The sequence below is a fragment of the Microbacterium sp. AC145 genome (assembly GCF_979258505.1).
Genome location: NZ_OZ409859.1, coordinates 2,252,660 through 2,277,705, shown reverse-complemented (window position 1 = coordinate 2,277,705; position 25,046 = coordinate 2,252,660). Strand labels below are relative to the sequence as shown.

Below are 25,046 nucleotides of genomic sequence, written 5' to 3'. Positions count from 1 at the left end.
TTCGGTCGCACGTCGTCCGAATCCTGCCAATCCTCAGCCCCTGCGGCCTCGAGCGCTCGGTGCCCCTCGATCGCGGGCATAGTGTGGTGCGGTGACCTTGACGACGCCGACCGCCAGAGCCACGCAGACGGCCGGTGTCGCCTATGCGGGCGGTGCATATCTGCTGTGGGGCGTGCTCCCGCTGTACTTCCTGCTCCTCGCGCCGACCGGCCCGTGGGAGGTGGTCGCCTGGCGGGTGCTCCTCTCCTTCGTCTTCTGCTGCCTTCTGCTCACCGTCACGCGCGGGTGGGGCGCTCTGGGGGTGATCGTCCGCCAGCCGAAGCTGCTCGGCTGGACGGCGCTCGCCGGCGTGCTCATCTACGTCAACTGGCAGGTCTTCCTGATCGGCACACTCACCGGACATGTGGTCGAGACCAGCCTCGGCTATTTCATCAATCCGATCGCGACGGTGCTGCTCGGAGTCTTCGTGCTCAAGGAGCGCATCCGCAGGCTCCAGTGGGCGGCGATCGGCATCGCCGCCGTCGCCGTGGTGGTCATCGTGGTCTTCTACAGATCCTTCCCCTGGATCGCACTCTCGTTGACAGCGTCGTTCGGCGTGTACGGACTCATCAAGAAGAAGATCGGCCCGGCGGTCGACGCGGTCAGCGGACTCACGCTCGAGTCGTTCTGGCTGATCCCGATCGCGGTGGTGCAGCTGATCGTGGTGGCGACGACTCCGGCCGGCATCACGATGGGGCAGAACGGCGCCTGGCACGCCGTGCTTCTCGCGTTCGCCGGAGTGGCGACCGCGGTGCCCCTTCTGCTGTTCGCAGCCGGCACACGACGCATCAACCTGACCGTCATCGGGATGATCCAGTTCGTGACCCCGGTCATGCAGTTCATCATCGGCGCCGCGCTGCTGGGGGAGCCCATGCCGCTCGAACGCTGGCTCGGCTTCGTGATCGTCTGGATCGCGATCGCCGTGTTCGTCGTCGATCTGCTGCTCGCGACCAGGCGACAACGACGGGTGCCGTTATCCATCCGAGACCGGACTGTTTCACACCGTTAACGCATCGCAACAATCGCGAAGCATCCGCACGATTACCTTGGTGAGAACGGCGGAGCGCTCTGAGTTCCGTCGTCTGACATAAGGAGCAGCATGAGCATTCTCACTGGCTCGCGTGCGCGCAAGCGGTACGGCACAGTCGCCGTCCTCGGTGCCGCCGCACTCATCCTCGCCGGATGTTCCGGAGACACAGGTTCGACGGAATCCGCGGCGCCCGATCCGGCGGAACGAGAGGATCTCACACTCAGCATCGGTACCGTGCTGCCGCAGACCGGTGCGCTCAGTTACCTCGGCCCGCCCGAGGAGGCCGGCGTCGGACTCGCGACCGCCGAGATCAACGAGGCTGCCAAGGGCATCACCGTCGAGGTCGAGTACGGCGACTCGGGAGACCCCGACAACAAGGCATACGAGACCACGGTCCCGCGTCTGCTCGGTTCCGACGTGCAGGCGCTCATCGGCGCGGCGTCGTCGGGTGTGACGAAGCTCTTCCTCGACCAGGCCGTCGGCGCCGGCGTCATCACCTTCTCGCCGGCGAACACCTCGCCGGACTTCACGACCTGGGACGACGACGGACTGTACTGGCGCACCGCCCCGAGCGACCTCCTCCAGGGCGAGGTGCTCGGCAACCTGATCGCTGAAGACGGCGCCGCCTCTCTCGGCATCATCTACCTCAACGACGCCTACGGCACCGGCCTCGAGGCCGTCGTCAACGAGACGTTCACCGCCAGCGGTGGCGAGGTCGTGGCCAGCGAGTCCTACAACGCCGGAGACACGAACTTCAGCGCACAGGTCTCGTCGATCCTGGCGCAGAACCCCGATTCGATCGCGGTGATCGGCTTCGAGGAGACGTCGACGATCGTTCCGTCGTTCGTCAACAGCGGTTTCGACGGTTCGAACTTCTACTTCGTCGACGGCAACATCTCGCAGTGGGGCACCGACATGTCGGTGTCGATCGAAGGATCGAAGGGCACGCAGCCCGGACCGGTGCTCGCCGACGACTTCCAGGACCGCCTGAAGACGCAGTGGCTGGAGCAGGGCGACGGTGCAGAGCTCGTCGACTTCAACTACGCCGCAGAGTCGTACGACGCTGTGGTGCTGCTCGCGCTGGCATCACTGGCCGCGAACTCGAGCGACCCGGCAGAGATCGCAGGCATGCTGCAGGAGGTCTCGGGCGGTTCGGGCGATGGCGAGAAGTGCGACACGTTCGAGGCATGCGCCGACATCATCCTCGACGGCAACACTGCTGACTACGACGGCTACTCCGGTGGAGTCGCGTTCGACGACGCCGGCGACCCGACCGAAGCCACCATCGGTGTCTTCCAGTACGGTGCCGACAACATGCACACGCGCATCGACTGACACGCGTACGCAGACAGGGCCCCGGGCGATTCCGCCCGGGGCCCTCTCCGTGCCGGGTGCAGTGCGTGAGAGCCGCGCACGGAGGCCCCAGGGTGCGGCCCAGGCGCCCATGGGGTGGCACAGACAACGCCCCGGACCCTGTACAGGGTCCGGGGCGTTCGGCTGCCTTCAGAGGATGCTCAGTCGTCCTGCCCGAGCGTGCCGAGGTAGAGACCGATGACCTTGGGGTCGTTCAGCAGTTCGCGACCCGTTCCGGTGTGGGCATCGTGGCCCTGATCGAGCACGTAGCCGCGGTCACAGATCTGCAGACAGCGTCGAGCGTTCTGCTCGACCATGATCGTCGTGACGCCCGCCTTGTTGATGTCGGAGACGCGGATGAAGGCGTCGTCCTGGCGCACGGGGGAGAGGCCCGCAGAAGGCTCATCCAGCAGCAGCACCGCCGGATCCATCATGAGCGCTCGACCCATCGCCACCATCTGCCGCTCACCACCGGAGAGGGAGCCTGCTCGCTGTTTCAGTCGCTTGCCGAGCTCGGCGAAGATGCCGGTGACGAACTCCAGTCGCTCGGAGAACACCTTGGGGTTCTGGTAGAGCCCCATCTGGAGGTTCTCCTCGATGGTGAGCGAAGGGAACACGTTGTTCGTCTGCGGCACGAAGCCCACGCCGCGCGAGACGAGCTTGTCGGATTTGAGCCCGACGATGCTCTCACCGTTCACGGTGATGTCGCCCTCGCGCACCTCCACCATTCCGAAGATGGCTTTCAGCAGCGTCGACTTCCCGGCGCCGTTCGGGCCGATGATCCCGATCAGCTCGCCCTTGTGGGCGATCAGGTTCGCCTTGTTGATGATGTTGATGCCGGGCAGGTAACCGGCGGTGAGGTTCGAGACCTCGACGACGACCCGGTCGGTGCGTGCGGCCTCCGTCGAGGCGGCGGCCGTGGATGCGCTGCTCATTTGCTCTCCTCTTCTGCCTCGAGCTCGGCCTCGGACTCCTCGGCGATCTCGGCGCGCATACGCGCCGCCTCTTCGCTGACGACCGCGATGCGTCCGGTGACCTCACCGAGGTCGACGTCCTGATGCGCGCCCAGGTAGGCGTCGATCACTGCTTTGTCCTGCATGACGTCTTCGGGCGGCCCCTCGGCGACCACGCGTCCCTCCGCCATGACGATCACCCAGTCCGCGATGTGGCGGACCATGTGCATGTCGTGCTCGACGAAGAGAACCGTCATCCCCAGGCCCTTGAGGTCGAGGATGTGGTCGAGCAGCGACTGGGTCAACGCCGGGTTGACCCCTGCCATGGGCTCGTCGAGCATCACCAGAGTCGGGTCGTTCATGAGCGCTCTGGCCATCTCGAGGAGCTTGCGCTGACCTCCTGAGAGCGACGCGGCGTAATCCTCCGCCTTCGCATCGAGCTTGAACCGCGCCAAGAGGCCCTTGGCCTTCTCCTCGATCTCGCTCTCCTGCTGACGCCAGAAGAAGGGGAACATGCTCTGCAGGAAACGCTCGCCCTTCTGATGAGGCGCACCCAGCTTCATGTTCTCGAGCACGGTGAGCAGCGACAGCGACTTCGTGAGCTGGAAGGTGCGAACCTGCCCCATGCGCGCGACCTTGAACGACGGCACGCCACTCAGATCGGTCCCGTCGAACGACCAGGTGCCCGAGTTCGGTTTGTCGAACCCGCAGAGCAGATTGAAGAGCGTGGTCTTGCCCGCACCGTTGGGGCCGATCAGGGCCGTGATGGCTCCGCGCGGGATCTCCACGTGGTCGATGTCGACGGCCGTCAGGCCGCCGAACCGCCGCGTCACGCTGTCTGCGACGAGGATCGGGTCGACCTTCGGCACTCCGGGGGCGGCAGGACCAGTGGCGAGTCCTCCCGTCTTCGGGCGACGGACGCTGCCGGTCTCGGGCGTCGCGTCGGCTGGCGAGTTACTTGACAAAGGTCAGCTCCCTCTTGTTGCCCAGGATGCCCTGGGGGCGGAAGATCACGAGAAGCATCAGCGCGAGTCCGACGAGGACGTAGCGCAGCGTACCCGCCTGGATCGACGAGATCGGCAGGATCCCTTGCGCAGCGAGTGCCGGAAGCACGCCGTCGAGGAACGCCATGATGACCCAGAAGATGACCGAGCCGAGCGCCGGACCGAACACGGTCGCGGCTCCACCGAGCAGCAGGATCGTCCAGATGAAGAAGGTGAGGCTGGTCGTGTATGTCGCAGGCACGACGGCACTCGGCAGCGCGAACACGAGTCCGCCGAGTGAGCCGAAGATGCCGCCGATCACGAGCGCCTGCATCTTATAGCTGAAGACGTTCTTGCCGAGCGAGCGCACGGCGTCCTCATCTTCGCGGATGCCCTTGAGCACGCGGCCCCAGGGGCTGCGCATGAGCGCCCACACCATCAGCACGGCGACGGCGAGCAGTCCGAGTCCGAACACCCGCACCCACAGGGCATCGGCGGTGTACGTCCACGGGCCGAAGCCGTAGGTGCCCTCAGGGAACGGGTTGGCCGCTCGGAAGCCTGCGTGATATCCGCCCAGACCGTCGGCGGAGTTCGTGAACTCGTCGAAGGCCGTGGTCGTGAACAGCAGACGCACGATCTCGGCCGCCGCGATGGTCACGATGGCGAGATAGTCCGCCCTCAGACGCAGCGTGGGGATGCCGAGGATCACCGCGAAGATCGAGGCGCCGATCATGCCGACGATGATGCCCATCCACCAGGGGAGGCCGAACGACAGGATCGAGATGGCGTAGCTGTATGCGCCGATGGCCATGAAGCCGGCCATGCCGAAGTTGAGAAGGCCCGAGTACCCGAAGTGCACGGCCAGGCCGGTGGCAGCGAGCGCATAGGCGATCGTTGTCGGGCTGAACAACCAGCCCGCGGTGTTGTTGAGGATTCCGCCCCAGTCCATTCCTGCCCCTAACCGATTCTCTCGCGACGACCGAGGATGCCCTGCGGTCTGACCAGCAGGATGAGGATGAGCACGACGAGTGCTCCGACGTACTTGAGGTCAGAGGGCAACCACAGAGTGGAGACCTCGACCAGGATGCCGACGATGAGCGCTCCGACGAGTGCGCCGAACGCGGTGCCGAGTCCGCCGAGAGTCACTGCGGCGAACATCAGCAAAAGGATGTGCACGCCCATGTCCCACTTGACGCCGGGGCGGAAGTAGCCCCACAGCACGCCGGCGAGCCCCGCCAGGGATGCCGACAGGATCCACACCGTCCGGATGACCCGGTCGACGTTGATTCCCGATGCCGCAGCGAGCCCCGGATTGTCGGAGATCGCCCTGGTGGCCTTGCCGACTCGAGTGCGCAGCAGCCAGAAGGCGACGGCGATGATGACGACGATGCTGATTCCCATCGACATCATGTCGACGGTGGACAGCTTGATCGGTCCGAGGATCTGGATCTTCGCAGAGTCCGATCCGGGCAGCTGCGTCGTGGATCCTCCGAGGAAGAACTGGAACAGGTAGCGCAGGAACAGCGACAGTCCGATGCTGACGATCATCAGTGGCACCATGCCGATCCCTCGATGGCGAAGGGGGCGCCACAATCCCGCGTCCAGACCCCAGCCGAGGGCGGCTCCGAGGATCAACACGATCGGGATCGTGACCCACATCGGCAGCCCGAAGAATGTGCCGAAGATGACGGCGACGATCGCTCCGAAGGTGACCATCTCGGCGTGAGCGAAGTTGGTGAGGCCGGTGGTGCCGAAGATCAGCGAGACGCCGATCGCCGCCAGCGCGAGCAGCAGCCCGAAGTTCAGGCCGTTGATGATGCGCTCCACCAGCTGATCCACGAAGGAGGTCGTCTGCCGCTCACCCTCGCCGAGGAACAGGTTGAGGATCTTCGACCCCGTGAGACCGAACTCGGCGTCGAACGAGGCGGTGGTGCCCTGGATCGGCTGCGTTCCCTCGGGGAGCAGCGAGGCATCGACGATGACCCCGTCCGGGAGGGTGTCCTCGTCGACGGTCAGCGTGTACGCGTCCTTCTCGGGCACATACAGACGCCAGGCGCCCTCGGCGTTGGTGATGGTCTCGGCCTCGAAGCCACCGCCCTCGACGGAGATCGTCACGTCAGGGACGGCCACGTCGTCGAACTTGATCACGCCGGCGAAGTAGAAGTCCGTCTCCTCCTGATCCGCGCCGGGAGTATCGGGTACCGCCGCACTGGCCGCTCCGGGGGCTCCGAAGAGCACCATGGTCGCCGCGAGGAGAAAGCCGAGTAGGGCGATCACCACGGGAGCTGCTCGCCTCATTGTCGAGGTCATTGGACTCACAGAGCCTCCTGTTTCGATGCGCACGCCAAGGCTGTGTGGTTCATCAACCTTGATGTACGACGGTATGAGCGTAATGTGTCGGCTCTGTTTCAACCAGGCCACGATCTGCTCACGGTGCAGTCGTTCCTACCACGAAGATGCGCGGTGCCGTGCACGCCGCACAGAGAAGTCGCGGCGGAAGCGCGGGGGCCGGACCGATCGAAGGAACAGTCGGTTCAGGGAATTTCCGCGACCTTCCGGCGCTTAGAATTGGTACACCCTGACCCCAGATCGCTCCCGCAGGAGGACTATCCATGGACCAGCACGACCCCTTCGGCTTCGTCGGACTCACGTACGACGATGTGCTGCTCCTGCCGGGGCACACCGACGTCATCCCGAGCGAGGCCGATACCTCGTCGCGGATCACTCGCCGGATCTCGGTCGCCACGCCGCTGCTCTCCAGCGCCATGGACACGGTCACCGAGTCGCGCATGGCGATCGCGATGGCGCGCGAAGGCGGCATCGGCATCCTGCACCGCAACCTGTCGATCGCCGACCAGGCGGCTCACGTCGACCGGGTCAAGCGCAGCGAATCGGGCATGATCACCGACCCGATCACCACGACCCCCGACGCCACCGTCGAAGAGGTCGACGGTCTGTGCGCGAAGTACCGCATCTCGGGCCTCCCGGTCGTCGACCCCGACGGTCGCCTCGTCGGCATCATCACCAACCGCGACATGCGCTTCGTCTCGGGCTTCGAGCGTCAGACCACCTTCGTCAAGGACGTCATGACCTCGGAGGGTCTCGTCACCGCGCCCGTCGGCGTGGCCGCGGGAGAGGTGATCGCGCTCTTCGCCAAGCACCGTGTCGAGAAGCTCCCGCTGATCGACGACGACGGCAAGCTCGCGGGCCTCATCACCATCAAGGACTTCGACAAGAGCGAGAAGTACCCGCTCGCCACGAAGGACGATCAGGGTCGCCTCCGCGTCGGTGCCGCCATCGGCTTCTTCGGCGATGCGTGGGAACGGGCTGAGGCGCTCCGCGACGCGGGTGTCGACGTGCTCGTCGTCGACACCGCGAACGGACAGTCCCAGGGAGTCATCGACCTCGTCAAGCGCATCAAGGCCGACGAGAGCTTCGCTCACGTCGACGTGATCGGCGGCAACGTCGCGACCCGCGAGGGCGCTCAGGCGCTCGTCGACGCGGGCGTCGATGCCGTCAAGGTCGGTGTCGGTCCCGGATCGATCTGCACCACCCGCGTCGTCGCCGGTGTGGGAGTGCCGCAGGTGACCGCCGTCTACGAGGCTTCGCTCGCTGCGGCGCCCGCGGGCATCCCGGTCATCGCAGACGGTGGACTCCAGTACTCGGGCGACATCGCCAAGGCGCTCGTGGCCGGAGCCGATGCGGTCATGCTCGGCTCTCTGCTCGCGGGCACCGACGAATCGCCGGGCGAGATCGTGTTCCAGTCGGGCAAGCAGTTCAAGCAGTACCGCGGCATGGGGTCGCTCGGTGCAATGCAGACCCGCGGCAAGCAGACGTCGTACTCGAAGGACCGCTACTTCCAGGCAGACGTCCCCAGCGACGACAAGCTGATCCCCGAGGGTATCGAAGGACAGGTGCCGTACCGCGGTCCTGTGGCTGCCGTCGCCTATCAGCTCGTCGGCGGCCTGCGTCAGTCGATGTTCTATGTCGGCGCGCGCACCATCGAAGAGCTCAAGCAGCGTGGCAAGTTCGTGCGCATCACGTCGGCCGGGCTCAAGGAGTCGCACCCGCACGACGTGCAGATCGTGGTCGAGGCGCCCAACTACAAGCGCTGAGTCGGAACAGACGGAGGACCGGATGCGAAAGCATCCGGTCCTCCGTCGTCCTCGGCCCTCTTCGGCATGTGTTGATATGCCAGTATTTAGAGACACCCGCTCGACTTCCCCTCGAGCTCCCGGCGCGAAGGGCGCAGAGAGTGGCACCCCGGACACCGCCCGGTAGGGGGACCTCCCCAACGAGAGCTGCAGATATGCCCCAGGATGCTCCCCGCGTCCTCGTCGTCGATGACGATCCCGACGTCGCCCTGCTCGTGAAGACCGTGCTCGAGAGACGCGCCGGCTGCGAGGTCGTGGTCGAACACGACGGCCGCTCCGCTGTTGAGCGGCTCGAGAGCTTCACCCCGGATGTCGTCGTCACCGACATCGAGATGCCCGGCCTCGACGGACTCGAGCTGCTGGCGGAGCTGCGGCGCGAGGATCCGCTGCTTCCGGTCATCGTGATGACCGCGCACGTCTCGGTCGAGTACGCGGTGTCGGCGCTGCGGGCGCAGGCCGATGAGTTCCTCACCAAGCCCCTCGACAACGCGAAGCTGGTCGAGGCCGTCACCCGTCTCATGACGGAGGGACGCGCGCGACGCGAGGCCAACCGCCCGAAAGAGATCGTGCTCGCCATCGGCGCGCACCCCGACGACGTCGAGATCGGTGTCGGCGGGCTTCTCGCTGCCCACGCCCAGGCCGGCGACTCGATCACGATCCTGACCCTCTCGCGCGGTGCGCGCGGGGGCGACGCCGACAGTCGGCAGCACGAGTCGCTCGCCTCGGCCGAGATCCTCGGCGCTCGTCTGTTCGTGAAAGACCTCATCGACACCGAGATCTCCGGCGGTGGCGCCACGGTGCGGCTCATCGAAGAGGTCGTGCAGGAAGTGCAGCCGACCATCGTCTACACGCACTCCTCGAACGATCGTCATCAGGATCACCGAGCGGTGAGCGAGGCGACGATCGCCGCGACCCGCCGGGTGGGCACGGTCGCCTGCTACCAGAGTCCCTCCGCGACGATCGACTTCCGCCCGACCCGGTTCGTGCGCATCGACCAGTACATCGAGCAGAAGCTGCGACTGCTCGAGTGCTTCGGATCCCAGACGGCGACCCGCGACTACCTCGATCCCGACTTCGTCACGGCAACCGCGCGGTACTGGTCGCGCTTCGGGGGAGGATCCGCCGTGGAGCCGCTCGAGGTCGTGCGGGAGACCGCCGAGTTCGTCGGCGCCCATGAACTCACTCGACGGGAGAGCTGATGAGCGCGCGCGTTCTGGTGACCGGTGCGGGAGGACCCGCCGGTGTGGCCGTCATCCGCTCGCTGCTCCGCCGCTCCGACCTCGAGGTCTTCGCCGCCGACATGGACGGCTGGGCGAGCGGGATCTATCTGGTGCCACCGACGCATCGACGGCTCGTGCCGCCCGGCCGCGATGACGAATTCGTACCGGCGATCGCACGCATGGTCGCAGACGACCGTCTCGATCTCGTGATCTCCACCGTCGACGTCGAGCTCGCAGCCCTCGCCGGACGCCGCGAAGAGCTGGCGCCGGCCGTGCTGGCTGCGCCCTCGCAGGAGACCCTCTCCATCGCCCTCGACAAACTGCTGCTCGCCGAGCGGTGCGAATCGACGGGTCTCACTCCGCGCACCGTGCTCGCGGGCCCCGACGCGCAGGCGGTGGACTGGGAGTTCCCGGTCTTCGCGAAGCCGCGTCAGGGCGCCGGCAGCCGCGGGGTGCGGATGGTGCCCGATCGTGCGGCGCTCGAGGCGCTGCCGCTGGACGAGGGCCTCATCGTGCAGGACTTCCTTCCGGGGGAGGAGTACTCGGTCGATGTCATCTCCGATGCCTCGGGCTCGGTGGTGGCGGCCGTGCCGCGCACCCGTGCGCGAGTCGATTCCGGTGTGGCGATCGCCGGCCGCACGGTGCACGACGCAGAGCTCGAGAGCGCCGCGGCATCCATCGCGCAGGCCATCGGTCTCGTGGGGGTCGCGAATGTGCAGCTGCGACGCGACCGCGCCGGTCGTGCCGTGCTCCTCGAGGTGAATCCGCGCTTCCCCGGCGCGCTGCCGCTCACCATCGCGGCGGGCGTCGACATCCCCTCGCTCGTCGCCGATCTGTTCCTCGGGCGCGAGATCCCGTCGACCGTCGCCTTCCGCGAGATCGCCTCGGTGCGATTCCTCGAAGATGTGATCGTCGACGTCGACGAGGTCCTCGTGTCTGCCCACGCAGGGCATCAGGAGGAACTGTGACGCATTCCCTGCTGCGGGGCGATCACCACGTCCACTCGACGTTCTCGGATGACGCGGTCTCGACTCTGGCCGAGAACGTCGCTGCGGCCGCTGCGGCCGGGCTCACGACCGTGCGTCTCGTCGATCACGTGCGGCAGTCGACGCCCTGGGTTCCCGACTACCTCGCCGCGGTGAGCGCGCTGCGCGTGCCCGACGGACTCACCGTGCTCACGGGCGTGGAGGCGAAGATCCTCGATGCCTCGGGCTCGCTCGACATCCCCGAGCTGCCGGCTGGGATCGACCGCATCCTCATCGCCGACCATCAGTTCCCCGGCATGGACGGCCCGCTCGGCCCGAGTGCTGTGCGGGAGCGGATCGAGGACGGTTGGGCGACGGATGACGTGCTCGATCAGCTCGTCTCGGCTCTGATCGCATCGATGCGCCGGTATCCGGGCAACCAGCTCGCGCACTGCTTCTCGATCCTGCCCAAGATCGGCCTGTCGGAGGGGGACCTCGGGCACGACCGCGTCGCGGCGTGGGCGAAGGCGGCTGCGGAGACCGACACCATGGTCGAGGTGAACGAGAAGTGGGGCTGCCCCGGCATCCCGTTGCTCGATGCGCTGCGCGATGCCGGCGCCGAGATCGTCGCGTCGACCGACAGTCACATCGCTGCCGACGTCGGGCGCTATGCACGCGTCAGTGAGATGCTCGACCGGTGGGAGGCGCGCTGATGGTCGATCTGACCTGGCTCGAGACCGTCGTCGTCGTGATCCTGCTCGTGTGCGTGCTCGTCGGAACCCTTCCGGTGATCAACACGGGGCTGCAGTTCCTGGTTCTGCCGATCCACGCCTTCCGCAATCATTACGGCAAGGCCGCCCCCCATCATCCTCGCGTCGCCGTCTTGATCCCGGCCTGGAACGAGGGACTGGTGCTGGGACAGGCGATCGAACGCCTGATGCAGCTCGAGTACCCGGCCGACCGCCTGCGCATCTTCGTGATCGATGACGCCTCGACCGACGACACCCCTCAGGTGGTCGCGGCGAAGGCGCAGGCTTTCCCCGGCCGCGTCGTGCATCTGCGTCGCGACAAGGGCGGCGAGGGCAAGGCGCACACCCTCAACCACGGGCTCGACGTCGTGCTCGAGGACGAGTGGACCGAAGCCGTGCTCATCATGGACGCGGACGTGATCTTCGCCCGCGATTCGCTGCGCAAGATGAGCCGTCACCTCGCCGATGAGAAGGTCGGAGCCGTCACCGCCTACATCGCCGAGGGCAGTCGCGACCGCAACTACCTCACCCGGTTCATCGCGATCGAGTACGTGATCGGACAGCTCTCGGCCCGTCGCACCCAGAACGTCGGGGGAGCGATCGCGTGCCTCGCCGGAGGCGCGCAGCTGCACTCGAGAGCGAACCTCGAGGCCATCGGCGGAAGAATCCCGACCGGAACTCTGGCCGAGGACACGATGACGACGTTCGAGGGCCAGCTGGCCGGACGCCGGATGGTCTTCGAACCTCACGCCGTCGTGCTGGCCGAGGAGCCCCGCACCATCGACAGCCTGTGGAAGCAGCGACTGCGGTGGGCACGCGGCAACGTGCAGCTGACCTCGATCTATCGGCACCTGTGGTTCCGGCCGAGCAGCGAGCACAATCTGGGCAGCTTCGCCTTCGGTCTCGCCTGGTTCACGATCCTGCTGCTGCCCGCGTTCATGGTGCTCGCAGCCACCGCACTGCTCGTGCTGCTCATCCTGCACAGCGAGATCGCGGAGTTCGTCTTCCGCTTCATGTGGATCGCCGCCGCCTGCATCTATCTCTTCTCGATGCTGTTCGCCGTGCAGCTCGACGGACGCATCGGTCGGCAGTCCTGGCGCGAGGCCTTGATGTTCCCGGGGCTCGGCGCCCTGATCCTCATGGCGATCGCCCTGTTCCCCTGGCTGTTCGAGGCGGGCCTGAGCGACCTCGGAATCACCGTCACCGATGAGACCCGATTCACCTGGGCGGTCATCTTCTATCTGTGGGGACCGATCTCGATGCTCGGCATCTGGCTGGCCCGAGCGGTGGAGAAGCTGCCGGGCGGACGCTTCTTCGCAGGGCTGCTGCTCTACGTCTGCGGGTACGGCTCGCTGCTGTGCGCCATCACCGTCGACTCGTACATCAAGGAGTGGCGTCACGCAGACGCCGCATGGATCAAGACCGAGAAGATCGGACGGGTCGACTCATGACCGACGCACCATCGAGAAGCGCCGAGGAGGAGGAGATCGTCGCCGACGCGCGTCGAGAGAAGCTCCTGGTCCCTCAGGCGCTCCTCGCCCTCGGCATCGTCGTCGTCATCGTGATCGTGCGAGAGCTGTTCCTGCGATGACCGGTCGGCCGCTGGCCCTCGTGGTCGAGGACAGCGCGGATCAGATGGACCTTCTGCGGCGGTACCTGGATCGCGAGGGTTTCGACGTGTTCGCGGCGGAGGACGCCGAGTCGGCGCTCGCGGCCTTCGAGACGATCACCCCGACCGTCGCCGTGATCGACCTGCTCCTCCCCGGCATCACCGGCGCGGAGTGTGTGGGCCTCATCAAGGACCGGTTTCCGGACTGCTTCCTCATCGTGAGCTCGGTCCTCGATGCAGCCGACTATCCCGCCGCGGATGCCGCGCTCCCGAAACCCATCGTCGGTGCCGATCTGCGGGCTCTCCTGCGGGACGTGCCCCGATGACCCCACCGCCGCCACTGCCCTCGTCGGCCACGGTGCAGCGGTCGGTGGAGCGCACCTGGCGCCGCTCCTTCGACAACCCGACCCCGCTGATGAAGCAGGGTCCGACGGCGATCGCGGTCGCCGTCGCCGCCGTGCTCATGTGGACGGTTCCGGGGATTCCGGTGACTGACGCAGCAGTCGCGTTCTTCGGTCTCGGCACCATCGCCGTGGTCACGGCGCTCGCCGCCGTGTTCTCGGTGCGCGGTGTGTACGACGGGTGGGCCGTGATGCTCATCCCGATGATCGACATCCTCGCCCTGGGCGCGATCAGGGCCGGCACCGGTGGACCGGCATCGCTCTTCGGAGCGTTCGTCCTGCTGCCCGTGATCTGGATCGCGGCCGCCCCCGGACGCCGACAGGTCGTGATCGTGGGGGTGCTGTCGTCGATCGCACTGGTGATGCCGAACATCATCGATCCACCCGACAATGCGGCTGACTGGCTGCGCGGCGTGATCAGCCCACTGGTCTTCGCCACCGTCGGGGCCATCGTCAACGAGCTGTCGCGTCAGCAGCGTCTTCGCACCACGCAGGCCGAATCCCATGTCGTCGAGCGCACGGCCGCGCTCGCTGCCAACGAGAAGATCCTCGAGCAGTTGAAAGCGAGCGAGCAGCAGTATCGGGCGCTGTCCGAATCCTTCACGAGTTTGTGGAACTCGATCACCGGGCAGGCGGTCATCGCCACCGACGACTGCGGAGTCATCACCGCCTGGAACCCGGGCGCGGTGCGTCTGCTCGGCATGCCGGTGAAGGAGGCGCTCGTCGATGTGTGCGTCGACAGGTTCTTCCCCTCGCATGTGCTCGCCGAGTTCGCGAGTGTCGGATCCGAGTACACCGACGATCGTCTCCATCCCGGTCTGCGCGCTCTCTTCGACGACGCGGATGCCGGCCTGCCCGTGGACTCTCACATCGAGATCGCGACGGTCGGCGGATCGACCGTTCCCGCCAGAGTCACGGTCACGCCGTATCAGGACTCCGACGGAGCCAAGCACGGCTACCTGCTCGTCATCACCGATGAGACCAGGGCCGTCGAGGTCGCACGCATGAAGGACGAGTTCGTCGGGATGATCTCCCACGAACTGCGCACCCCGTTGAGCGCGATCATCGGGTTCCTCGATCTTCTGCAGAACGACCCGGCGCAGCCCCTCACCGACGATCAGCAGGAGTTCGTGGGCATCATCGAGCGCAATGCCGAGCGACTGCTGAACCTCGTCGGCGACCTGCTGTTCACCGCGCAGGTCGAGTCGGGCAGGTTCCCGCTCGAACGCCGAGAGGCCGACGTGACCGAGCTGGTGCGCCGCGCTACAGTCTCGGCGGGCCCCCACGCGCAGCGAGAGGGTATCGATCTCGTGGCCGAGGTTCCGGAGGCGCCCGTGCGGGTGCTGCTGGACCCCGGACGGATCGGACAGGCGATCGACAACCTGCTCTCGAACGCCATCAAGTTCACCGCCTCGGGGGGCCGTGTCATCGCGAGCATGCGGACGGTCGACGGCGCCGTCGAACTCGCGGTGCGAGACACCGGCGTCGGCATCCCCGAAGACGAGCAGGGGATGCTGTTCACCCGCTTCTTCCGTGCGTCGACGGCGACTCGCAATGCGGTGCCCGGAGTCGGACTCGGTCTCACGATCACCAGGGCGATCGTGCTCGCGCACGGCGGCACGATGGACGTGACGAGCAAGGAGGGGGTAGGCACCGAGTTCCGGATGCTGTTGCCGATGGCCCCGCGCACCGAGGCGATACAGGTGGTCGGCGGCCCGAGATGAGTCGGCGCCGCCCCGGTTGCTGATAGCCTGGTCGGCTCGCCAAGCGGGCGGAAGGATGGCACGCACGGTGGGGTATATCGATGTTGCGGGGGTCTCGCTGACCCTGCCCGACGGCAGACCTTTGTTGGACGAGACGACGTTCCGGGTCGGGGCCGGGTCGACGAGCGCGCTGATCGGGCCGAACGGCGCCGGAAAGACCACGCTGCTCCGGATCATCCGAGGCGATCAGGCCGCCGACGCCGGCGTCGTCACGATCGACGGCGGACTCGGTGTGATGGATCAGTTCATCGGCCACGGCGAGCCCGGTCAGACCGTGCACGAGCTGCTGGTCGGGGTCGCTCCGCGGCGCATCCGCCAGGCCGCGGAGGCGCTCGAGGCCGCCGAGAACGCGCTGATCGAGCGCGACGAGCACGACACGCAGATGGCGTATGCGACGGCGATCGCCGAATACGCGGACGCCGGTGGCTACGAGCACGAGACCGTGTGGGATCAGTGCACGGTCGCCGCCCTCGGAGTGGCGTTCGAGCGCGCTCGCTTTCGCGAGCTCACGACGCTGTCGGGTGGCGAGCAGAAGCGGCTCGCCCTCGAGGCGCTGCTGCGCGGACCCGACGAAGTGCTTCTGCTCGACGAGCCCGACAACTACCTCGACGTGCCGACGAAGCGCTGGCTCGAGGAGCAGCTGCGCCAGACGCTGAAGACCGTGCTGCTGGTGTCGCACGATCGAGAGCTGCTGGCGCGGGCCGTCGATCGCCTGATCACGCTCGAGCCCGGCGGCGCAGGTGCGTCGGCGTGGGTGCACGGCGGCTGCTTTGCGACCTATCACCAGGCGCGCAGCGACCGCATGGACAGGCTCGACGAGCTTCGGCGGCGGTGGGACGAGCAGCATGAGAAGCTGCGCATCCTGGTCGCGAACCTCAAGGTCAAAGCCTCGGCGAACGACGGGTTCGCCTCGCGCTACCAGGCGGCGCAGACCCGCCTGCGCAAGTTCGAGGAGGCCGGACCGCCCGAGGAGCGACCGCCGGCGCAGGACTTCGACATGCGGCTGCGCGGAGCGCGCACGGGCAAGCGGGCGGTGGTGGCGCAGCGACTCGAGCTCACCGGTCTGATGCGACCGTTCGACGCCGAGGTCTGGTACGGCGACCGGGTCGCGGTCCTGGGCTCGAACGGCTCGGGCAAGTCGCACTTCCTCCGCCTCCTCGCGCGCGGCGGCAGCGACCCCGACCCGACGCTCGGTCACGTCACCTCCACCGGGGAGCAGCTCGCGCCCGTCGCCCACGCCGGTCGGGCCACGCTCGGCGCGCGCGTCGTGCCGGGGCTGTTCGCACAGACGCACGCGCACCCCGAGTTCGTCGGGCGCACTCTGCTCGAGATCCTGCACCGCGGAGACGAACGGCGGGCGGGGATGCCGAGGGATGCCGCGAGCTCGGCACTCGACCGCTATGGGCTCGTGCGGCAGGCGCAGCAGGTGTTCGAATCGCTCTCAGGCGGTCAGCAGGCGCGCTTCCAGGTGCTGCTGCTCGAGCTTTCCGGAGCGACGCTGCTGCTGCTCGACGAGCCGACCGACAACCTCGACATCGAGTCCGCTGAGGCGCTCGAAGACGCGCTTCGGCGCTTCGAGGGCACCGTGCTCGCCGTCACACACGACCGTTGGTTCGCGCGGTCTTTCGATCGGTTCCTCGTCTTCGGGTCCGACGGGGAGGTCTACGAGTCCGACGCGCCGGTGTGGGACGAACGCCGGGTGGCGCGGGCGCGCTGACCTCGGTCAGCGCAGGCGGAAAGGCTCCGCGACGACGGACGACGGGTCGAGGGCGAGGTCGGCGAGCATCGCTCCCACCCCGGGCGCGAACTTGAAACCGTGCCCCGAGAACCCCGCGCCGATGACGATCCGGCCGCGCCGGTCGAGAACGAACGCGCTGTCGTCGGTCGACGTGTAGGTGCAGCTGATCGGCACCGCGGATGCCGGGTCGAGGCCGGGCATCCACTCGCGCACGTAGTCGGTCAGCGCGGCGGCGTGCGTCACCCGGTGCGGGCGGTCGTCGGGATCGACCACCTCGCCCACTCGGTGGAAGCCGACCTTCACCCCCTCGCCGGGGGTCGGCATGCCGTAGACGGTGGCCGGGTAGCGGGCGGGGTCGACGTAGTGATTGAACGAGGGCCAGCGAGATTCTGCGGTGGGGAGGAAATGCGCGGGGAACTCTTCGGTGACCTGCAGCCGCGGCAGGCGGATGCCCGGCAGCATCCGCTCGGTCCAGGCTCCGACCGTGACGACGACGGTGTCTGCCCGCAGCCGCGCCTCGGGCAGCACGATGTCGACGCCCGCGTCGGTGTCCTCGACACGCACGACGGGCGTCTCCCATCGCACCTCGCCTCCTGCGGCGACGATGCGGCGTTCGAGTTCGCCGAGCGCCGCCGATGCCCGGGCGACGCCCGCGTCACGGGAGAACAGCACCGGTCCGGAGAAGCGCATACCCGACCGGCGCGACGACGCCTCGTGCGGCGACAGGATCTCGGCATGGATGCCGCGCTCGATCAGGCGCCGCTCGATCGCGTCGAGGTCGACGTCACCGTGGGTGACCAGCCCGTGCAGGCGCAGCAGCGGCTCGCCGTCGACCTCTCCGAGGGCGTCCCACCCCGCTCTGGCGCGCACGAGGAGGTCGAGGTAATGGTCTTCGTCGTACGCGTTGTTGAAGTTGCGGGTCGAGCCGTGCGAGGCACCCTGATGATGTCCCCGTGCGAACCGTTCGAAGACCACCGGGCGATGGCCCCGCCTGGTCAGCTCCCACGCGGTCGCGAGTCCCATCACGCCGCCGCCGACGACGGCGACCTCCACGGCCTCAACCGACATACTGCCTCCCGAGCTCCCACCCAGTCTCTCAGCCGTCGGTGTCACCGCGTGCGCCCGGTAGTCTGGAGGGGTGACCATGGAGATCGAGCTCGGCCGAGGCAAGCGCGCGCGACGCGCGTACACGTTCGACGACATCGCGGTGGTGCCGTCGAGGCGCACGCGAAACCCGGAGGACGTGTCCACCGCATGGACGATCGACGCCTTCGGCTTCGGCATCCCGGTGCTCGGCGCACCGATGGACTCGGTCGTGAGTCCGCAGACGGCGATCATGCTCGGGCAGCTCGGCGGACTCGGCGTTCTCGACCTCGAGGGCCTGTGGACCCGATACGACGATCCCGAGCCGCTGCTGGCGGAGATCGCAGGTCTCGACGAGGGCCAGGCGACCGCACGGATGCAGCAGCTCTACGCCGAGCCGATCAAGCCGGCGCTGATCACCCAGCGCATCGCCGAGATCCGCGAAGCCGGTGTCACCGTCGCCGGTTCCCTGACCCCGCAGCGCACGCAGGAGTTCTACGACACGGTCGCCGCCGCAGGCGTCGACCTGTTCGTGATCCGCGGTACGACCGTGTCGGCGGAGCATGTCTCGAGCGTCGACGAGCCGCTGAACCTGAAGAAGTTCATCTACGACCTCGACGTTCCGGTCATCGTCGGCGGCGCAGCCACCTACACCGCGGCGCTGCACCTGATGCGCACGGGAGCTGCCGGCGTGCTCGTCGGCTTCGGCGGGGGAGCGGCATCGACCACCCGCGCCACACTCGGCATCCACGCGCCCATGGCCACCGCCGTCTCAGACGTCGCCGCCGCACGGCGTGACTACCTCGACGAGTCCGGCGGACGCTACGTGCACGTGATCGCCGACGGTGGCGTCGGCACGTCCGGCGACATCGTGAAGGCGCTCGCGATGGGCGCGGACGCGGTCATGCTCGGCGTCGCGCTCGCGCGCGCCACCGATGCGCCCGGTCGTGGGTTCCACTGGGGCCCCGAGGCGCATCACCCGAAGCTGCCCCGTGGCCGTCGCGTCGAGGTCGGCGGCATCGGCACGCTCGAGGAGATCCTCTACGGTCCGGCGCCTGTCGTGGACGGCACGGCCAACCTCATCGGGGCGCTGCGCAAGTCGATGGCGACCACCGGATACTCCGACCTCAAGGAGTTCCAGCGCGTCGAGGTCGTTCTCGCTCCCTACGAGGCCTGAGGCCCTGCTCGACACCGTGACATCTCCTTCGCTGTTCCCCCCGACCCTCCGAGAGGTATTGCTCCGGGGGCGCTGGATCGGGATGCTCGTGCTCTGCCTGGTGGTGGCCGGAGTCTTCGCCTGGCTCGGCCAGTGGCAGCTGGAACGTGCGATCGACACCGATCCGCCACCCCCGGTGTCACCGAGGAGGTGCGTCCACTGGCCGATGTCGTGCAGCCGGGCGAGTACCTCGCAGAGCCGCTGGTCGGTCAGAAGGTCGAGACCTCCGGTGTCTGGGTGCCCGAAGACTTCCTCGTGGTGTCCAGTCGATACAACGACGATGTCGAGGGGTACTGGGTGACGGGGCAGCTGCGGGTCGCCGATCGCACGTCGATCGCGGTCGCGATCGGCTGGACCGACGACCGTGCCGTCGCCGATGCGGCGGTCGACATGCTCGAGACCGACGCGCAAGCCGGAGCCACGGTCGACGTCGCCGGTCGCATCATCTCCGACGAGGGGCCTTCCACGCCCCCGGCGGACGACCCCACCCGCATGGATCGCATGTCGACGGCGGCTCTTCTCAGCTTCTGGCACGACACGGATCAGCTCGACGTCTATCGTCCCTTCCTCGCATCCACCACGGCCGATGCGGGGCTGGTCGACATCTCTTCCCCGGCGCCCGACGAGCGCTCGCCGGTGAACTGGTTGAACATCTTCTACGCAGCGGAGTGGGCGATCTTCGCGGGCTTCGCTTTCTACCTCTGGTACCGGCTCGCCAAGGACGCCTGGGAGCGTGAGGTCGAGGAGTTCGAGGACGCCGCCTCGGGCGCTGAGACCGCCTGATCTCCCGCGCATCTGCGCATCAGGTCCCGCACATTCGAGCGTGACCGCGTCTTGCTTTCTACCTTCGTCAGGGGTCGATCGGGACGATCGGTGAGCGCTGGGTTACCAATGGGAAAACTCCGTTGAGGTTGTCTGAGGGCCTCCGTATGCTCGCTCACATGTGCGTCGGCTGAGAGCCCGCACAGACGCGGTTTCACGAGAGCCGTCGCCAGACCACACCCGAGGAGACAAACACTGATGATGTCCGCTCCCGCTGCCCGGAACCATGAGGTTCCCGGTTCAGATCGCAGAAGTCGGGGGCGCATCGGCGTCCTCGCCGCCACCTGCGTCGCCGCCCTGGGCGCCAGCGCCCTGGTCGTGACCCCCGCTTCCGCCGACGTCGCAGGCACGGGGGTGGTCATCAACGAGGCGTACCTCTCGGGTGGCAGCGCCGGCGCTGCCTTCACGAACAAGTTCGTCGAGCTGTACAACCCCACCTCGCAGGCGATCTCGCTCGACGGCTTCTCGCTGCAGTATCGCTCGGCGACCGGCTCGGCCGCCTTCAGCGGCGTCGCCCCACTGACCGGGACGATCCCGGCAGGCGGTCACTACCTGGTGCAGGGCGGCAGCAACGGCGCGAACGGGGCGGCTCTGCCGACGGCGGATGCCGTGGGCAACCTGAACCCGAGTGGAACGAACGGCACGCTCGCGCTGGTGCAGGGCACCTCCGCCGTCACACTCACCCCGGGGTCGATCGCGGGCGTCGACGGCGTCGTCGATGTGCTCGGATACGGCACCTCCAACACCTTCGAGACCAAGGCAGCGACCCCGCCCACGGGCAACACCGATGTGAAGTCGCTCAACCGCACCGATGGCGTCGACACCGACGACAACAGCGCCGACTTCACCCTCTCTGCTTCGATCACGCCGCAGAACGCGGGCGGCACCGACCCGGGCACGGATCCCGGCACCGACCCGGGCACCGACCCCGTGAAGGTCTCGATCGCCGAGGTGCAGGGCACGACCGACGTCTCGCCGCTCAGCGGCCAGACCGTCACGGTCGAAGGCGTCGTGACCGCAGACCACCGCACCGGCGGCTACAAGGGCATCGTCATCCAGACTCAGGGCTCGGGCGGTGAGACCGACGCGACCCCCGGATCCTCCGACGGCGTCTTCGTCTACCTCAACGCTCTCGCGCCGACGCTGGCGATCGGCGACCTCGTCTCGGTCACGGGATCGGTCAGCGAGTACTTCGGTCAGACGCAGATCAACCCGAGTTCGCTCGCAGGCGTCTCGGTCGTGCAGGCCGGCGCCGGCGTCCCCGCGCTCACGCCGCTGCCCGACACGGTGGTCGGCGCCGATCGCGAGCAGTACGAGAACATGTACGTCGCGCCGGCGGGCACATACCGAATCGCCTCGAGCCACCAGCTCTACAACTTCGGCACGCTGTGGCTCAACCCGGGTGACGAACTGAACGTGAAGAGCACCGAGGTCGCTCGCCCCGGCGACGAGGCGGCGGCGATCGCGGCGGCCAACCGGGCCGATCGCATCCTGCTCGACGACGCATGGTCGATCCAGGTGACCAACAGCGGACACCCGAACGACCAGCCCTACTTCACCGAGGAGCAGGTCGTCCGCAACGGCGACACCGTCGACTTCAGCGACAGCGGCTATGTGCTGCAGTACGGCTTCGACGACTGGCGTCTGCAGCCCATCGTGCCGATCGACAGCACCTCTCCGGCCGACCAGAAGGCCGGATTCACCGTCACCAACCCCCGTGCGGATTCGGCACCCGAGGTCGGCGGCGACGTGCAGGTCGCGTCGTTCAACGTCTTCAACTACTTCACGACGCTCAAGAGCGAGAACTCCAACGCCCGAGGCGCAGCGAACGCCGAACAGTTCGCGATCCAGAAGTCGAAGATCGTCGCCGCGATCAACGGGCTGGACGCCGAGATCGTGTCGCTCATGGAGATCGAGAACTCGATCAAGCTCGGCGGCTCGCTCGATGAGGCGCTCGCCGATCTCGTCGACGGTCTCAACGACGCGCTCGGCAGCGAGGAGTGGGACTACGTCCGCACTCCGGATGAGCTGAACGACGCGACGACGACCGACTTCATCACGAGCGCGATCATCTACAAGAAGGATGCCGTGTCCACGGTGGGCGAGAGCCTCACGGTGACGGATGAGTCGGTGTGGGGCAATGCCCGGGAGCCGATCGCCCAGGCGTTCGACCTCGACGGCCGCGTCGTCACGGTGGTGTCGAACCACTTTAAGTCGAAGTCCGCGCCTGAGGGCGGCGGAGCTGAGCCGGCCGACGGCCAGGGCTTCTTCAACGCCGACCGTGTCGCCCAGGCGAACTCGCTGAAGAGCTTCACGGAGGAGATCGAAGAGGCCACCGGCAGCAGCGACATGCTGCTGATCGGCGACTTCAACGCCTATGCGAAGGAAGATCCGATCGACGTGTTCACGTCGGCGGGGTGGAGCGACGTGGCGCGCGAGAAGGCGCCGGAGCAGCACACGTACACCTTCGACGGCGAGCTCGGCTCGCTCGACCACGTGCTCGCATCGCCGTCGCTCGCGGCATCCATCACAGGGGCAGGGGTCTGGAGCATCAACTCGCCCGAGTGGAGTGACCGCGGCTACGCGTTCGGCGCCACCGAGGCGGGCACGCCGTTCCGGTCCAGCGATCACGACCCGATCGTCGTGGGTGTCTCGTCCGACATCCCGCCCGTGAGCATCGATGTCGTCACCATGAACGACTTCCACGGGCGCATCGAGGCCGACGGCGCTGCCGCAGGCGCAGCGGTCGTGGCCGGTGCCGTGCAGCAGTTCCGTGCGGAGAACCCGAACACGATCTTCGCCGGTGTCGGCGATCTGATCGGAGCCTCGACCTTCACCTCGTTCATCAACGACGACAACCCGACGATCGACGCGCTCAACGCGGCCGGCCTCGATGTCAGCGCGGCGGGAAACCACGAGTTCGATCAGGGCTGGGAGGACCTGCGCGACCGCGTGCAGGACCGCGCGGACTGGGAGTACATCTCGTCGAACGTGTTCCTCACCGAGACCGGTGAGCCCGCCCTCGCTCCGGCGTGGGTCAAAGAGCTCGACGGGGTCAACGTCGGCTTCATCGGCGCCGTGACCGAAGACCTCGACTCGCTCGTGTCGCCCGAGGGCATCGCCGATCTCGAGGTGCGCAGCATCGCCGACTCGGTGAACGCCGTCGCCGACGACCTGCGCGACGGCGACGCCTCGAACGGCGAGGCTGACGTCGTCATCCTCCTCGTCCACGAGGGCGCCGCGAGCAGCGAGCTCTCGAGCATCACTCCGGACTCGCCCCTGGGCGAGATCGTCTACGGAGTCGACGAGGACGTGAACGCGATCGTCTCGGCGCATACGCACCTCGCGTACAACCATGTGATCGACGGCCGTCCCGTGATCTCGGCCGGACAGTACGGCGAGAACCTCGGGCTGATGAACCTCCAGGTCGACCCGAAGACGAAGGACCTGATCTCGATCACCAATGAGATCAAGCCCCTCACCGCCGCGGGCCAGCCGCTCTACCCGGCCGTCCCCGCGGTCGCCGACATCGTCGCGAAGGCTAAGGCCGACGCAGACGTGCTCGGTGCGGTCAAGGTCGGAGACATCACCGCCGACTTCAACCGCGCTCGCCAGACGAACGGCTCGGAGAACCGCGGTGGCGAGTCGACCATCGGCAACTTCGTGGCCGACGTGCAGAAGTGGTCCACCGGTGCGGACATCGCGCTGATGAACCCGGGCGGCATCCGTGCCAACCTCGCGTACGCCTCGTCGAACGCGAACGATCCGAACGGCAACGTGACCTACCGAGAAGCGGCGACGGTGCAGCCGTTCGCCAACACGCTGGTGACGCTGACGCTCACCGGCGCGCAGCTGAAGGGGGTTCTCGAGGAGCAGTGGCAGCCGGCCGGTTCGGCCCGTCCGTTCCTCAAGCTCGGCGTCTCGGAGGGGCTCGTCTACACCTACGACCCCGCCGCTGCACAGGGCTCACGGGTCACGTCGATCACGCTCGACGGAACCTCGATCGATCCGGAGGCGAACTACACGGTCGCTGCCAACTCGTTCCTCGCCGCGGGTGGAGACAACTTCTTCACCTTCACGGAGGGCGCGGGCAAGCGCGACACGGGCAAGATCGACCTGCAGTCGATGGTCGACTGGTTCGATGCGAACAAGACGGCGTCTCCCGATCTCGCACAGCGTGCGGTGGGTGTCTCGATCAGTGCTCCGGATGCCGACGGCTACAGCGCCGGCGACCAGGTGACCCTGGCTCTCTCATCGCTAGCGTTTAGCGCGGGGGAGCAGGCTCCCGGAGACGTCACGCTGTCGCTCGGCGACACGCAGCTCGCCGCCGGGGCGGTCGACCCCACGATCGTGGACACGACCGACGAGGTGGGTCGCGCGTCGCTCGCCTTCACGGTTCCCTCCGGCGTCTTCGGGGAGCAACTGCTCACCGTCGCCGTCGCCGGGACCGGGACGACCGTGCAGGTGCCGTTCACGATCGTGGGCGAGGAGCCGGTGGAGTTCGCGGGGTCGATCGACCTCGGCTCGTCGAAGGTGGCGGCAGGCAAGAAGCTGCAGATCACCGGTGAGGGCTACGAGCCCGGCGAGACCGTGACCGTCGAGCTGCGACCCAAGAAGGGTGCGCCGATCGAGGTCGGAACCGTCCAGGTCACGGCCAAAGGCACCTTCGCGACAGCGGTGACTGTTCCCAAGAACGCCCAGCCGGGCAAGTACACGGTCGCGGTGGCTCAGGCCGACGGTGACGAGGCCACGGCCACCGTCACCGTCAATCGAGCGGGCGGCATCGGCGGCATCATCGGTGGCATCATCGACTGGCTCTGGGATCTCATCAACGGGTGGTTCTGATCTGACGCGATGACGAGCGGGCCGGGGGAGCAATCCTCCGGCCCGCTTCGTCGTGCAGGACCTGGCCGCCGTATTCGAAGATGAATCCACAGACAGTCCTTGTCTTTGTGTTGTTTTCTGTTG

At 67.4% G+C, this 25,046-nt stretch carries 19 protein-coding genes; 14 read left to right on the top strand and 5 right to left on the bottom strand.

The window, feature by feature from the left end; all coding sequences use genetic code 11:
* The first annotated feature begins 97 nt into the window (after positions 1-97).
* Both rarD and ACZZZN_RS11020 read left to right on the top strand, forming a co-directional pair.
* Positions 98-1,048, top strand: coding sequence for an EamA family transporter RarD (rarD, locus tag ACZZZN_RS11025; protein ID WP_463506587.1), 951 nt, complete (start codon positions 98-100; stop codon positions 1,046-1,048).
* A 90-nt stretch (positions 1,049-1,138) separates the two neighbouring features.
* On the top strand, positions 1,139-2,404 hold the full coding sequence (locus ACZZZN_RS11020) for an ABC transporter substrate-binding protein (protein WP_463505193.1): 1,266 nt from the start codon (positions 1,139-1,141) through the stop codon (positions 2,402-2,404).
* Between the two features lie 179 nt (positions 2,405-2,583).
* Here the strand turns inward: ACZZZN_RS11020 and ACZZZN_RS11015 are convergent, their stop codons facing one another.
* The 4 genes from ACZZZN_RS11015 to ACZZZN_RS11000 are packed head-to-tail and all read right to left on the bottom strand — an operon-like array spanning position 2,584 to position 6,668.
* Positions 2,584-3,357, bottom strand: coding sequence for an ABC transporter ATP-binding protein (locus ACZZZN_RS11015; protein ID WP_463505192.1), 774 nt, complete (start codon positions 3,355-3,357; stop codon positions 2,584-2,586).
* On the bottom strand, positions 3,354-4,340 hold the full coding sequence (locus tag ACZZZN_RS11010) for an ABC transporter ATP-binding protein (RefSeq protein WP_463505191.1): 987 nt from the start codon (positions 4,338-4,340) through the stop codon (positions 3,354-3,356). Before ACZZZN_RS11010 ends, ACZZZN_RS11015 begins: the two co-directional genes overlap by 4 nt.
* A complete protein-coding gene (locus ACZZZN_RS11005) occupies positions 4,330-5,307 on the bottom strand; it encodes a branched-chain amino acid ABC transporter permease (protein ID WP_463505190.1) in 978 nt (325 codons plus the stop codon). The genes ACZZZN_RS11010 and ACZZZN_RS11005 overlap by 11 nt, the downstream gene beginning before the upstream one ends.
* An 8-nt stretch (positions 5,308-5,315) precedes the next feature.
* Complete coding sequence (locus ACZZZN_RS11000) at positions 5,316-6,668, bottom strand: branched-chain amino acid ABC transporter permease (protein WP_463505189.1); 1,353 nt, start codon at positions 6,666-6,668, stop codon at positions 5,316-5,318.
* Between the two features lie 302 nt (positions 6,669-6,970).
* On the opposite strand from ACZZZN_RS11000, the gene guaB reads away from it, so the two are divergent.
* The 9 genes from guaB (at position 6,971) to ACZZZN_RS10955 (ending at position 16,936) form a co-directional block, all read left to right on the top strand.
* The gene (gene guaB / locus ACZZZN_RS10995) at positions 6,971-8,473 is read left to right on the top strand and encodes an IMP dehydrogenase (RefSeq protein ID WP_463505188.1); all 1,503 of its coding nucleotides are present in this window, start codon (positions 6,971-6,973) and stop codon (positions 8,471-8,473) included.
* Positions 8,474-8,667: 194 nt separating this feature from the next.
* Positions 8,668-9,711: a PIG-L deacetylase family protein gene (locus ACZZZN_RS10990; protein ID WP_463505187.1), complete on the top strand. Its 1,044-nt coding sequence runs from the start codon at positions 8,668-8,670 to the stop codon at positions 9,709-9,711.
* Positions 9,711-10,700, top strand: a complete 990-nt coding sequence (locus ACZZZN_RS10985; RefSeq protein ID WP_463505186.1) for an ATP-grasp domain-containing protein — start codon at positions 9,711-9,713, stop codon at positions 10,698-10,700. Before ACZZZN_RS10990 ends, ACZZZN_RS10985 begins: the two co-directional genes overlap by 1 nt.
* Positions 10,697-11,410 carry a PHP domain-containing protein gene (locus ACZZZN_RS10980; protein WP_463505185.1) on the top strand — a complete coding sequence of 238 codons (714 nt, stop codon included), beginning with the start codon at positions 10,697-10,699 and terminating at the stop codon, positions 11,408-11,410. Before ACZZZN_RS10985 ends, ACZZZN_RS10980 begins: the two co-directional genes overlap by 4 nt.
* Entirely contained in the window at positions 11,410-12,897 is a 1,488-nt protein-coding gene (locus ACZZZN_RS10975) for a glycosyltransferase family 2 protein (protein ID WP_463505184.1), read from the top strand. Before ACZZZN_RS10980 ends, ACZZZN_RS10975 begins: the two co-directional genes overlap by 1 nt.
* Positions 12,894-13,037: a hypothetical protein gene (locus ACZZZN_RS10970; RefSeq protein WP_215173614.1), complete on the top strand. Its 144-nt coding sequence runs from the start codon at positions 12,894-12,896 to the stop codon at positions 13,035-13,037. Before ACZZZN_RS10975 ends, ACZZZN_RS10970 begins: the two co-directional genes overlap by 4 nt.
* Entirely contained in the window at positions 13,034-13,381 is a 348-nt protein-coding gene (locus ACZZZN_RS10965; RefSeq protein WP_463505183.1) for a response regulator, read from the top strand. Before ACZZZN_RS10970 ends, ACZZZN_RS10965 begins: the two co-directional genes overlap by 4 nt.
* Positions 13,378-15,180 (top strand): sensor histidine kinase, encoded by a 1,803-nt coding sequence (locus ACZZZN_RS10960; protein WP_463505182.1) that lies wholly within the window; start codon positions 13,378-13,380, stop codon positions 15,178-15,180. The genes ACZZZN_RS10965 and ACZZZN_RS10960 overlap by 4 nt, the downstream gene beginning before the upstream one ends.
* Positions 15,181-15,247: 67 nt before the next feature.
* Positions 15,248-16,936 carry an ATP-binding cassette domain-containing protein gene (locus tag ACZZZN_RS10955; protein WP_463505181.1) on the top strand — a complete coding sequence of 563 codons (1,689 nt, stop codon included), beginning with the start codon at positions 15,248-15,250 and terminating at the stop codon, positions 16,934-16,936.
* Between the two features lie 6 nt (positions 16,937-16,942).
* Here the strand turns inward: ACZZZN_RS10955 and ACZZZN_RS10950 are convergent, their stop codons facing one another.
* Complete coding sequence (locus tag ACZZZN_RS10950; RefSeq protein ID WP_463505180.1) at positions 16,943-18,025, bottom strand: FAD-dependent oxidoreductase; 1,083 nt, start codon at positions 18,023-18,025, stop codon at positions 16,943-16,945.
* A gap of 76 nt (positions 18,026-18,101) precedes the next feature.
* Between ACZZZN_RS10950 and ACZZZN_RS10945 the strand changes: the two genes are divergently transcribed.
* The 3 genes from ACZZZN_RS10945 (at position 18,102) to ACZZZN_RS10935 (ending at position 24,923) form a co-directional block, all read left to right on the top strand.
* Positions 18,102-19,217, top strand: coding sequence for a GuaB3 family IMP dehydrogenase-related protein (locus tag ACZZZN_RS10945; RefSeq protein WP_241794799.1), 1,116 nt, complete (start codon positions 18,102-18,104; stop codon positions 19,215-19,217).
* Between the two features lie 132 nt (positions 19,218-19,349).
* Entirely contained in the window at positions 19,350-20,039 is a 690-nt protein-coding gene (locus ACZZZN_RS10940; RefSeq protein ID WP_463505179.1) for an SURF1 family cytochrome oxidase biogenesis protein, read from the top strand.
* Between the two features lie 237 nt (positions 20,040-20,276).
* Entirely contained in the window at positions 20,277-24,923 is a 4,647-nt protein-coding gene (locus tag ACZZZN_RS10935) for an ExeM/NucH family extracellular endonuclease (protein ID WP_463505178.1), read from the top strand.
* Positions 24,924-25,046: the final 123 nt, after the last annotated feature.